This window comes from Streptomyces sp. DSM 118878, from assembly GCF_052936595.1.
This window is the reverse complement of record NZ_CP193622.1, coordinates 7266564-7278603: the sequence shown is the minus strand read 5'-3', so window position 1 is coordinate 7278603 and position 12040 is coordinate 7266564. Positions and strand designations below refer to the sequence as shown.

At 70.9% G+C, this 12040-nt stretch carries 5 protein-coding genes; all 5 read right to left on the bottom strand.

Annotated features, from left to right (window positions below; translation table 11 throughout):
- Nucleotides 1-2: 2 nt before the first annotated feature.
- The 5 genes from ACRAKF_RS31590 to ACRAKF_RS31570 are packed head-to-tail and all read right to left on the bottom strand — an operon-like array spanning nt 3 to nt 12036.
- A complete protein-coding gene (locus ACRAKF_RS31590) occupies nt 3-5708 on the bottom strand; it encodes an amino acid adenylation domain-containing protein (protein ID WP_447041109.1) in 5706 nt (1901 codons plus the stop codon).
- A 16-nt stretch (nt 5709-5724) separates the two neighbouring features.
- Nucleotides 5725-7536, bottom strand: a complete 1812-nt coding sequence (locus tag ACRAKF_RS31585; protein WP_447041108.1) for an ATP-binding cassette domain-containing protein — start codon at nt 7534-7536, stop codon at nt 5725-5727.
- Nucleotides 7537-7542: 6 nt separating this feature from the next.
- Complete coding sequence (locus ACRAKF_RS31580; protein ID WP_447041106.1) at nt 7543-9921, bottom strand: M20/M25/M40 family metallo-hydrolase; 2379 nt, start codon at nt 9919-9921, stop codon at nt 7543-7545.
- A gap of 10 nt (nt 9922-9931) precedes the next feature.
- The gene (locus ACRAKF_RS31575) at nt 9932-11818 is read right to left on the bottom strand and encodes a hypothetical protein (protein ID WP_447041105.1); all 1887 of its coding nucleotides are present in this window, start codon (nt 11816-11818) and stop codon (nt 9932-9934) included.
- Nucleotides 11815-12036 carry an MbtH family protein gene (locus tag ACRAKF_RS31570; protein WP_447041104.1) on the bottom strand — a complete coding sequence of 74 codons (222 nt, stop codon included), beginning with the start codon at nt 12034-12036 and terminating at the stop codon, nt 11815-11817. The genes ACRAKF_RS31575 and ACRAKF_RS31570 overlap by 4 nt, the downstream gene beginning before the upstream one ends.
- Between the last annotated feature and the right edge of the window lie 4 nt (nt 12037-12040).

Here is a 12040-nt window from a genome sequence, read left to right as displayed (position 1 = left end):
GGCTACCGGGGGCCGGAGGTGGTGGTGGTGGTGCCGCCGGACTCGGGCTCCGGTCGCGCGTACGCGCTGCGGGACACCGCGGTCGGGCCCGCGGGAGTGGCGGGGGCAGGCACCGAAGGGGCGGGCGGCCTGCCGTCGGGGTGGGCCGCCGGCGTACCGGTCCCGTCCGCGCCGGTGCTCTGGGCGATCTGGTCGGCTACCGCGCGGGCCGTGGGGTCCGTGAACAGTTCATTCAGCGCCAGATCCACCCCGTACCGCTGCTTGATCTGCGCGATCAACCGGATCGCCGACAACGAATGCCCACCAACCTCGAAGAAGTTGTCATCCAGACCAACCTCCCCACGCCCCAACACCTCCGCCAACAACCCCGCCACCTCACCCTGAAGAACCGAAGGCCCGTCGCCGGACGCAGGCGCGGAATCGGAGCCGCCGACGCCGGTGCGCTCCGCGATCTGGTCGGCTACCGCGCGGGCCGTCGGGTCCGTGAACAGTTCATTCAGCGCCAGATCCACCCCGTACCGCTGCTTGATCTGCGCGATCAACCGGATCGCCGACAACGAATGCCCACCAACCTCGAAGAAGTTGTCATCCAGACCAACCTCCCCACGCCCCAACACCTCCGCCAACAACCCCGCCACCTCACCCTGGAGGACCGAAAGTCCGTCGCCGGGAGCGGAGCCGGAGCCGTTCGTGGCCGCGGGCTGTGCGGGGTTGCCGGTGGTGGCCCCTTCCGAAGCCGTGGCCGCAGTCGTAGCCGCGCCGACAGGCCCCGTCTCCGGCAGCCGAAGCAAGGAGCGGTCGATCTTCCGGTTGGGGTTCTTGGGCAGTTCGTCGAGGGGCACGAGGACGGCCGGCACCATGTACTCCGGCAGGCGCTCACCGAGGTGTGCCATGAGTTCGCCGGCCGTCGGCGTGCCGGAGTAGTAGGACACCAGCCGCTTGTCGCCCGTCGTCTCGTCGACCACGGTCACCGCTTCCAGGACACCGGGGTGGCCGTTGAGCGCGGCGTCGATGTCGCCGAGCTCGATGCGGTATCCGCGCACCTTGACCTGGAAGTCGACCCGACCGAGGAAGTCGATCGCGCCGTTCGGCAGCCAGCGGGCCAGGTCGCCGGTGGCGTACATGCGGGCGCCCGGCGTCGTGCTGAAGGGGTCGGGCAGGAACTTCTCGGCCGTCAGCGAGGTGCGCCCGAGGTAGCCGCGGCCGAGCCCGTCGCCGCCGATGTACAACTGGCCGGGGACGCCGATGGGGGCGGGGCGCAGCCGCTCGTCCAGGACGTACACCTGGGTGTTGGAAATGGGGCCGCCGATGGGCAGCCGCCAGGTGTCCCCCGGCACCTCGGGCAGTTGCTGGCAGGTGGCGAAGGTGGTCGACTCGGTGGGTCCGTAGCCGTTGGTGAGGAGGGGGCCGCCGAGTTCGGCGACCTCACGGGCGCGCTTGGGGTCCATGGCGTCGCCGCCGACCAGGAGTTGGCGGGTGGCGGCGAACGTGGCGGGGTCGTAGCCGACGACCTGGGTGAACAGGGGTGTGGCCATGACGACGGTGTGGATGTCGTGGTCGCGCAGTGCGTGCGCGAGGCTCGGCGGGGACAGGACGACGTCCTTGCCGAAGCCCACGAGCTGACCGCCGTTGAGCAGGGCGCCCCAGATTTCCAGGGTGGCCGCGTCGAAGGCGGTGTTGGAGATCTGGGCGACCCGGTCGCCGGGGGCGAGGGAGAGGTAGTCGGTGTCCCGGACGAGGCGGACCACGTTGCGGTGCGTGATGCAGATGCCCTTGGGTGTGCCGGAGGAGCCGGAGGTGTACATCACGTACAGGAGGCTGTCGGGCCCCGGGGGCACGGCGGGTTCGACGGGCCGGGTGGCCTCGAGGTCGCTCGCGGGGGCCGCGGTGAGGAACGTGCCGGGGTCGAGCCGGGTCAGCTCCTCGCCCCAGCCGCCGATGTCGGCGGTGGCGGGTGCCAGGAGCAGCGTGGGGCGTGCTTCGGCGAGGATCTGCCGCAGCCGCTGCGGCGGGTGCGCGGGGTCGAGGGGGACGTATGCTCCGCCGGCCTTGGCGACGGCGAGCATGGCGACGACCACGGCGGGGTCGCGGTCGACGTGCAGGCCGACCGGTGTCTCGGCCCGTACGCCGAGCTCGACGAGGCGGCGCGCGAGGAGGTTGGAGACGGCGTCCAGTTCGCGGTAGCTGTAGGTCAGGTCCCCGTAGGTGAGGGCCGGGGCGTCGGGGTGGGCGGCGGCGTGTTCGGCGAAGAGGCCGGGCACGGAGTCGGCGCGGGGGTAGTCGGTCGCGGTGGTGTTCCACTCGGCGATCTGCCGCAGTTCGCGGGCGCGGGCCGAGGGAATCTCGGCGAGCGGCAGCGCGGGCTGTTCGGCGAGGCGGGCCGCGAGGGCCGCGAAGTTCTCGCCGAAACGGACGACGGTCTCCCGGTCGAAGAGGTCGGTGGAGTAGTTGAGGGCGGCTTCGAGCCGGTCGCCGACCTCGCTGACGACGAAGGTCAGGTCGATCTGCGCGGTGCGGCGGACCAGGTCGAGGGATTCCGCTTCGAGTTCGCCCACCCGGACGCGGACGCCGGCGCGGCCGTGGTTGAGCGCGGCGATGCCGTCGCCCTGGCCCAGGTGGGACCGGGTGAGGCTGAACATGAGCTGGTAGCCGGGGGGCCTGGAGGCCTCACGGGCCAGTCCGAGGCGTTCGACGAGGACGGGGAAGGGCATGTCCTGGTGCTGCATGGCCCCGGCCACGGACTGCTTGGTCTCGTGGATCTGTTCGCTGAAGGTGCGCCGGGCGTCCATGCGGGAGCGGATGAGCACCGGGTTGACGAAGTAGCCGACGACGCCGTGCAGATCCCCGTCGCTGCGGCCTGATGCGGGCACGCCGACCAGGAAGTCGTCCTGGCCGGTGTAGCGCTGGACGGCGGACTGGAACACGGACAGCAGGGACACGAAGAGCGTGGTGCCCTCGTCAGCGGCGCGTTTGCGCAGCGCCGTGGTGGTCTCGGCGTCGATGGTCAGCGGGACGGTGTCGCCGCGGTAGGTCTGCGCGGGCGGGCGAGGCCGGTCGACGGGCAGTTCGACGACGGGCCTGCAACCGTCGAGCTCATGGCTCCAGTACTCCCACAGCCGCTCGCCGCGCGGCGAGTCGAGCAGCTCCCGCTGGCGCCGTCCGTGGCTCGTGTAGTCGGCGGTCGGCGCAGGGGGTACGACGGCGGTGCCGCCGCTCTCCCGCGTGTACAGACGGCCGAGTTCGTCGGTGAGGACCGCCATCGACCACATGTCGACGGCGATGTGGTGCACGACGAAGGACAGGATGTCGCCCCCGGGCCTGCGGAAGAGGACGACGCGCAGCACCCGGCCCTCGTCGAGGGCGAACATCTCGCCCTGGGCCTCGGTCTTGAGGCGTTCGTCGAGCTGCTCCGCGTCGAGGTGGGTGGCGTCCTCGACGACGAACGCCACGTCCAGGTGGTCGAGCACCTCCTGGTAGGAGGAGTCCTCGCTCCACCGCAGTGCGGTGCGCAGGGCGGGATGCCGGTCGACGAGTGTCTGGAACGCACGGTGCAGGGCGTCGGCGTCCACGTCGGTGAGGAAGCGTACGGCGACGTAGATGTGCTGGGCGGCGGTCCCGGGGTGCTGCTGCTCCAGGATCCACAGCGCCTGCTGGTTGACGGAGAGCTCGTGGCGTCGCGGTGCGCCGTCCGCGAGGGGCTCCGGGTCGCGGTCCTCGCCGACCGGGGCGAGGGCGTCGCCGACCGGGGTGTCGAGGAGCAGGTCGCTGACGCTCGCACCGGTGAGAAGCGCCTGTAGGGAGAGATCGAGACCGATGGCCTCCTCGACGTCCGCCTTGAGCTCGACGGCGCCCAGCGAGTCCAGGCCCTGGGCGACCAGTGGCTGGTCGGGGTCGATGGTGGTGTTCAGGCGGCGGCTGGCGAGCGCGAGGACGGTCTCGCGGGCGCTCTCCTGCCACAGGTGTCCGGGGAGTGCGGCGCGGTCGCCCGCTCGCCCGGCGTCCCAGCGGTGGACGATCTTCAGCGAGCCGCCGACCAGCGTGTCCCGGGTCGCGGAGCGCTGGACCTTTCCGCTGGTGGTGCGGGGGATGCTGCCGGGGCGCACGAAGACGACGGAGCCGGGGGTGACGCCGTGGTCGCGGGCGAGGCGGGCCCGGACGAGGCCGGTCACCTCGGCGATCTCCTCCGTTCGGTGGCCGACCGCGGTCTCCAGGACGACGCACACCTCTTCGCGTCCTTCGAGGTCCAGGGCGAACGCGGCGGCGCCCCTGCGCAGGGTGTCGTGCGCGTCGAGTGCGCTCTGCTCAAGGTCCTGGGGGTAGTGGTTGCGGCCGCGGACGACGATCAGGTCCTTGCTGCGGCCGGTGACGTAGAGCTGTCCGTCATGGAGGAAGCCGAGGTCGCCGGTGCGCAGGTAGCCGCGGGGGTCACCGTCGAGCACGGCGCCGAACGTGCGGTGCTCGGGGTCCTCCTGGCCCCAGTACCCGGACGCGACGTTCTCGCCCGAGGCCCAGATCTCGCCGACCGTGCCCTGCGGGCAGGCGACGCCGGTGTCCGGGTCGGCGACGGTGGCCGCGAGGTCCTTCGCGACGGGTCCGCAGCCGACGACGCCCAGGCCGTCCGCCGCGGGGACGGGCGTGCGCCCCGGAGCGAGCGAGTCGGCGTCGAACCGGTCGGCGACCGGGGAGTCGCCGACGGTGCGGCCGGAGACCATGAGAGTGGCCTCGGCGAGTCCGTAGCAGGGGAAGAAGGCGCCACGGTCGAAGCCGTACGGAGCCATGCGCTCGGCGAACCGCTCCAGTGTCCTCGCGCGCACGGGCTCGGCGCCGTTGAAGGCGATCCGCCAGTGCGAGAGGTCGAGCCCGGCAAGGTGTTCCTCGGGGATGCGGTCCACGCACAGGTCGTAGGCGAAGTTGGGGCCGCCGCTGATGCGGGCGCGGGTCTCGGAGATCAGGCGCAGCCAGCGCAGGGGCCGGCTGATGAAGGAGACGGGCGAGAAGAGCGTGCTGGTGGTTCCCGCGTAGAGCGGCTGAAGGATGCCGCCGATGAGGCCCATGTCGTGGTACGGGGGCAGCCAGCTGACGACGGGGGTCTCGGCGGTGGTGCCGAAACGCTCCTGGATCTGCCGGGAGTTCACGACGAGGTTGCGGTGGCTGACGACCACGCCGCGCGGGGTGGCGGTGGAGCCGGAGGTGTACTGGAGGAAGGCGACGCTGTCGCCGTCGATGCGGGGGCGGCGCCACTGTCCGGGGTCGGGCAGTTCGCCGTCGACCGCGATCAGCGGGAGGTCGGGGATACCCGCCGCGTCGACGAGTTCCGTGGGGTCGGCGAGGACCGCGCCGGGTACGAGCGCCGCCGCCGGGGCCGAGTCGGCGAGCACGGCGCGGTGCCGCGCGGAGTAGCTGCCCTTGCTCGGCGGGTAGAGGGGTACGGCGATGGCGCCGGCGTACAGGCAGCCGAGGAAGCCCGCGACGTAGTCGAGGCCGGGCGGCAGCAGGACGAGCACGCGGTCGCCGGGGGCGACGCGCTCGGCGAGCAGCGCGGCGATGGCGCGGGCCCGGTCGTGCAGGCCGGGGAAGGTGAGGGCCGGGTGGTCCTCGCCGGTGGGCAGGTCGGTGGTGACGAACGTGAACGCGGTGCCCGACGAGAGGGCTGCCCGCTCGGCCACCACGTCGACGAACGTCGAGGCACGGATTACAGACTGTTCCATGACGGGAGCTCCTAGCTCAGGCAAGACGCCAGCGAATCCAGCGGGTGGCTCCTGCCAGCCCGATCACGGTCATCGCGGTGAGTACGGCGAGGTCGAGGGTGAACGCGGTGCCCAGGTTGCCGGTGAGGGTGTGGCGCAGCGCGTCGGCCGCGTAGGTCGGTGGCATCAGATAGCCGAGGACGCGCAGCGGCAGCGGCAGTGAGTCGGGGGGAATCAGCACGGGTGCGGCGAGGAGCAGCACGAAGATCAGCAGATTGGTGATCACGACGATCAGGTCCATGCTGTCGATCAGCGTGCCGATCGCGAGACCGATCGCGGACAGCGCGAGGCAGGACAGCGGCAGGACGACGAGCAGGGCCGGTGAGACCTGGAAGTCCACGTCGTACATGAGGGTCGCGGCGATCACCGGGGTGACGAGGCCGGGCATGATCAGGAGGAGCCGGGAGAGCACCATGGCGGCGACGAAGGAGGCTTTGCTGATGGGCAGCGAGGCGTAGTAGACCATCATGCCGTCGTTCTTGATCACGCCGATGCGCTGGGCGAGGGTCGCGATGCCCTCGGTGGCGACGGAGAAGACGGCGGCTCCGCTGACGATGTAGAGCAGGCTCTCGGGGTCGCTGTTTCCGCCGCCGATGCGGGACAGGCCGAAGACCATGGCGACCGGCATCAGCAGGCCGAAGAGCACGCTCCAGGTCCAGGTGGTGCGGACCTCCAGCATCTGTTCCAGCCAGAGGTACTTGAAGGCGACGAGGGTCTGCCGGGCGCGTTCGCGCAGGGGGCGGCGGGCGGGCGCCCGAGGCGTGTCCGGGGCCGCCGGCGGGGGTCCGGGTTCCGGTTCCGTCGCGGCGGCCGGCTGCGCCTTGCCCGTGTCCAGGGTGAGGTAGACGTCCTCCAGGGTGGGGCGGGTCAGCCGGAAGTCGTCGATCCGCAGCGCGCCCAGGTCGCTGACCACGACCTTGACCAGGTCGGGCGTCTGCTCGGGGTCGGCGTGGACCACGTAACTGCCTTCCCGGCTGCCGGGGACGACGGCGCCCATGTCCGCGAGGCGCTCCAGCTCCGGCTCCCTGAGCGCTTCGCCGTCCTTGACGAAGAGCTCCATGCGGACCTTGTCGCCGAGACCTTCCTTGAGTTCGCCGGGCGTGCCGAGTGCGGTGATCCGGCCGCCGTGCATCACCGCGACGCGGTGGACGGCCTGTTCGGCCTCCAGGACGTTGTGGGTGACCAGCACGACGGTGGTGCCTTCGGCGGCGCTCCTGCGGGCCACCATGTCCCAGATGAGGCGCCGGTTGCGCGGGTCGAGTTCGTTGGTCGGTTCGTCGAGGATGAGCAGGGTGGTCCTGCCCATCAGGGCCATGCCGAAGTTGACGAGGCGTGTCATGCCGCCGCTGAGCTGGTTGACGTAGCGGTCGGCGACCGGGCCGAGGGCGAGTTCCTCGATCAGTTCGGTGGTCTGGCGCGCCGCCTCCGTCTCGCTCTGGCCGCGGAGTCGCCCGGTGTAGTGCAGGGCGCGCCGGACCTCGACCAGCCGCATCGACAGGCCGGTCTGGGGCAGGAAGCCGGTCATGGCCTTGACCGCCTCGGGGTCGGCCACCACGTCCACGCCTTCCACCAGGACGGTGCCGGAGGTGGGGCGGACCAGGCCCAGCATCTGCGAGACCAGTGTGGTCTTTCCCGCGCCGTTCGCGCCGAGCAGGCCGAAGACCTCGCCGCGCGCGACGTCGAACGTCAGGTCGTCGTTGGCCCGGACGGGTGCGGAGCCCTTGCCGACGCGGTAGCTGCGGGTCAGCCCCCGGACCTGGATGGCGGTGGATTCGTGGGTGCGTGCCATGTCCCCTCAGAGGCTCGTGATCCGACGGACGACGGCGGAGTCGTCGGGTGCGAACCCGAAGGAGACGGGCATCGTCCCCGCGGGCCGGGGGCCGACGACGGCACGTGCCGCGGGCGGCAGTCCGAGGGTGTAGTCGGTGACATCCACGCGCAACCGGGTGCCCGCGGGTATCTCGCAGCTCAATTCGATGGCCTTCTTGGCGCCGGTGTACTGGAAGACGATGCTCTTGTCCTCGACGTCCTTCGCGAGCGTCTCGGCGTCCATCCGGACCCCGGCCAGGGTGCAGGCCCGCACGGGACGCTGGGGCAGCCGGACCTGTAGACGCCAGGCGTCGCGCTGGGAGCGCACGGAGAACCGCAGGGTGCGGGTCCCGTTCTTCGTGGCGTCACCGGTGACACGGACCCGGGGGGCCGGCAGACGCAGGTCGGGGGCCTTGGCCCGCATGACGTCCTGCTTGTCGTGCTCGGGGAAGTAGTCGGCCGCGCTGCCCCGTTCGGGGTCGTCACCGAAGACCTTCTCCGTCCAGGCGTCCGGTTCGGGGTCGGCGCTGATCCAGGTGGTGGCGTCCTCGGACATGTCCTGTACGTAGACCAGGGCGTTGGGGCGCGGCTGCGCGGGACTGAAGTCGGAGCGCAGGATGCCGGTACCGACCAGGGCGACGGCGACGACCGCGGCCCCGGCGCTGCTCAGGCCGGGCCGGGGCAGCCGGGCGAGCAGCGGGAGCAGCAGCGCTCCGCCGATGGCGGCGACGGCAACCGCGACGGCGGCCAGCGGGATGCCGAGGGCGACGAGCAGGCTGTCCACCAGCGGGACGAAGAGGACCAGCGCCACGGCGGGCGGCAGCGAGGCGAGGGCCACGCCCTGCCACGCTCCTGCCCCGGTGTCCTCCCCGCGACGGCAGGCCCACCACAGGGCGGGCACTCCGGCCAGCAGCGGCCACTGCAACAGGTAGCTGGCGCCGGGCACGGTGAGCACCACGACGGACAGCAGGACGGCGATCAGCAGGAGGGCTCCCGCGAGGAGTTCCGCGGGGCGGCGGCCGCGTACCGTGCGGGCCGCGGCCAGGAGCGCCGCGGCGGCGATCACCAGGAAACCGGCGGCGAAGAAGCTGCGCTCGTACGGTTCGGACAGCGGCAGGGCGGCGAGTTCGGGGCGCAGGGCCGCGGTCGCCTGCCACAGGCCGAAGCTGAGGAGCAGGGCGATGACGACGGCGGCGAGTCCCGCGCCCGCGGAGGCGAGGACCCCGCTGATGCGCAGCGTCGCCCGGCGCGCGCCGAGGAAGGCGACCGTGCCGAGTGCGGCCAGGGTGAGCAGGGCGAGGGGCAGGGCCCACGAGCCCGGGTAGTGCACCAGGACGCGGGCGAACAGGTCGAAGTAGACGGCGTCGTCGCCGCGGACGTCCCGCAGATCGGTGGAGCCGAGGTCCCGGGTCAGGCCCAGGATGGTTTCGCCGTGGTGCTGCATGCTGTCGGCGCTGAGCCGCTCGGTGTCGTCGTGGACCGAGTGGTAGTCGTGGAATCCGTGCAGGAACGCCGCGTTGAGGCCGGCGGCGCCCGCGTCGCGGAAGACGGTGAAGTCGCTGCCGTTGGGCATGCGCCGGTAGACCTCGTACGCCAGGGAGTTGGCGACGGGGCGGCTGCTGGCTCCGGCGAAGGCGTTGATCAGCGGGCCGTTGCCGGTGCTGGTCTCGAACATCATCACCGGCCCGCTGCTGCCCCGGGCCTCCCAGTTGAGGACCGCGCCGTAGCCGTCGACGCCGTGCTTGCGCACGAACATCTCCGCGCCCAGGGCACCGAGTTCCTCGCCGTCCGTGAAGAGGAAGACGACGTCGTTGCGTACGCCGCCGGACTCCTTGAGGGCGCGCATCGCCTCCAGCATGGCGGCGACCGCCGCACCGTTGTCGGCCGCTCCCGGTCCTGTGGGCACCGAGTCGTAGTGCGCGACGAGCAGCAAGGCCTTGCCGCCGCTGGTCTGCGGGGCGGTGCCGGGGACCTTGGCCACCACGTTGTGCGCGTCGCCCGCGGGGAAGGGGTTGCCCCAGTCGGGGCGCACGACGGCGCCCGACTCGACGGTGACCCGGGCGCCCAGCGTACGGGCGGTGGTCACGAGGTAGTCGCGGACGCGTTCGTTGTCGGCCGTGCCCAGGGGGTGGGGGCGCTTGGCTATCTGTTCGAGGTGGCGCTCGGCGCGGGCCGCGGAGAATTCCTTGGCCGGGGCGTCCGCACCCCGCGCCGCCGGTGGTGCGAACACCAGCTGCGCGAGGGTGCCGAGAACGGCGAGTGCGGCCAGCAGGATCAGCACGACCGCGGTGCCGGCACGCCGGGGGCGGGTGTCGCCCCCGGGTGCGGCCAGCAGGTCCGGCTCGGCGGTGGAGTGTACGGACATCCCGGCGCTCTCAGGTAGTACGCCAGAACGGCACGATATTCTCGATCTTCTCGATCATGCCGTGGCAGTAGTTGGCGTTGTGGTCGATGCTCTGGGCGGCCATGTAGGGGTACTGGAGTCGCTTGTGGTCCACGGTGAACGTGGTGCCGACGGGGGGCGCGGGATCCAGGCGGGCCGCGGTGGCCAGCGCCTCGTGCCACTCCTTGCCGAGCTCCACGGTGTACGTGCGGCCCTGGCCCGGGGTGACGCGGAGCGTCTCGAAGGGGTGGTCGTGCTGCTCGATCGGCGTGGAGCTGTACACGTAGGGCCGGTTGACGAGGTCCATCTCGAACAGCCCGCGGGCCGTGTCGTCGGACCACCACGGCTGCGAGCGGGCGAAGTCCCGCAGGTGCCGGGTGAACAGCGCCCGGTGTTCGTGCAGCACGGTGTGGATGACCAGGCCGTAGTTGCCGACGTCGTAGTAGAGGGCGTCGCGGATGGAGCGCTCCACGAACTCGACGATCGGGTCGTCGGCGGGCAGGGTGCGCCAGTGGTCGACGAACGCCGAGAACAGCTCGGGGAAGGTGACGATGCCCTTGCCGGTGAGGTACTTGCTGGTGGCGCGCAGGCTGCGGGTGTTGTGGACCGCGTGGACGGCGTAGAAGTACCGCATGCCCTCGACGAACTCGTCGGTGGTCACCTGGTCGGTGGCGACGACGATCTGCGCTTCGGCGACCCCGCCGCCCGCGGACCGGGTGACCAGGCCCAGCTTCTCGCGGTTGTGGTAGATCGGGGTGTTGTTCAGGAGCAGGTGCGAGTAGGCGATGATCGTGTGGGCGTCCTTCTCGCAGAGCGTCCCGATGCCCTGCTTGAAGGTCTCCAGGGTCTCGCCGGGCAGCGGCCAGATCAGCTCGATGAAGGAGCTCAGGCCGCGGTCGCGCAGGTCGTCCTGGACGGCCCCGAAGGCGTCCAGCTTGATGTTGTCCCGCCGGATGATCTTCAGGCTCTCCGGTTCCAGGGTCTGCATCGACACCGGCTGCGAGGTGACGAGCCCGGCGTCCTGGAAGATTCCCGTGATCTTGGTGACGGCCTGCGGTTTGTTCTTCGCCGAGGAGAAGTAGACGACGTTGGGCATGTGGTGTTCCCGTGCCAGCGCGGCGATGTGCTCGGAGAACTCGACGTCCCGCGCGAGCATGCCCCAGTTGGCGTCGGCGATGTAGAGGAACAGGGAGCCGTTGCGCGACATCCAGGTGAGCTCGTCGCGCACCCGCTCCTCGTCGAAGCGGTAGACGCGGTCATTGGTCGCCGCGCCCCAGAAGCAGAAGCCGCAGTGGTACGGGCAGCCGCGGTTGGTCTCCAGAATGCTGATGGTGTATTCGGGCGCGATGAACCCGGACAGGAACGGTGACGGAATGGTGTCGAGTTCCTTGATGCGGGCACGGTCACCGGTGTTGACGAGTTCCCCGTCGCGGTAGACGCTCAGCCCCTCCACCTTGGTGAGGTCGGGGTGCGGCTCCGTCAGCTCCCGCAGGTACTCGGTGAAGGAGGCCTCTCCCTCGCCGTTGCACAGGGACAGCATGTCGTCGTGCGGGTCCAGATAGCGCAGCCCGTGGTGCATGACCTGCGGGCCGCCCATCATGACGTGGGCGTTCGGCTTGGACTCCCGCAGCAGTTTCACCAGCGGGCGCACCAGGCCGATGTTCCACACGTAGGCGGAGAAGGCGAAGACGTCGGAGTCCTTGGCGAGGAGGTCCTTCGCGATCGTGTCCAGCGGTGTCTTGATGCTCGTCGTGTACTGGTCGAACCGGTACTCCTTGCTGACCACGGAGTCCGTCGAGGCATATGCCTGAAGATATCCGGAGACCAGCGGGGTGATCCGCTCGAAGACCGAGAGCTCGACCATCGTTACCGTCTTCATACCGCTTCCGATCCATGGCGTTCGCGTACCGACCGGGGCGTCAGATCCGTCCAGACCTCGGCGATGTGGGCCAGGCAAGCGTCTTTGGTCCCGGAGAAGCCGACCTCGATCCAGCCCGCGGGCAGTTGCCGGTCGGCGAACCAGATGGAGTGCTGGTCCTCGTGGTTGGACACCACCGTGTACAGGTCGTTCGTCTGCTGCTCGTTGCCGTCGCTCATCGTT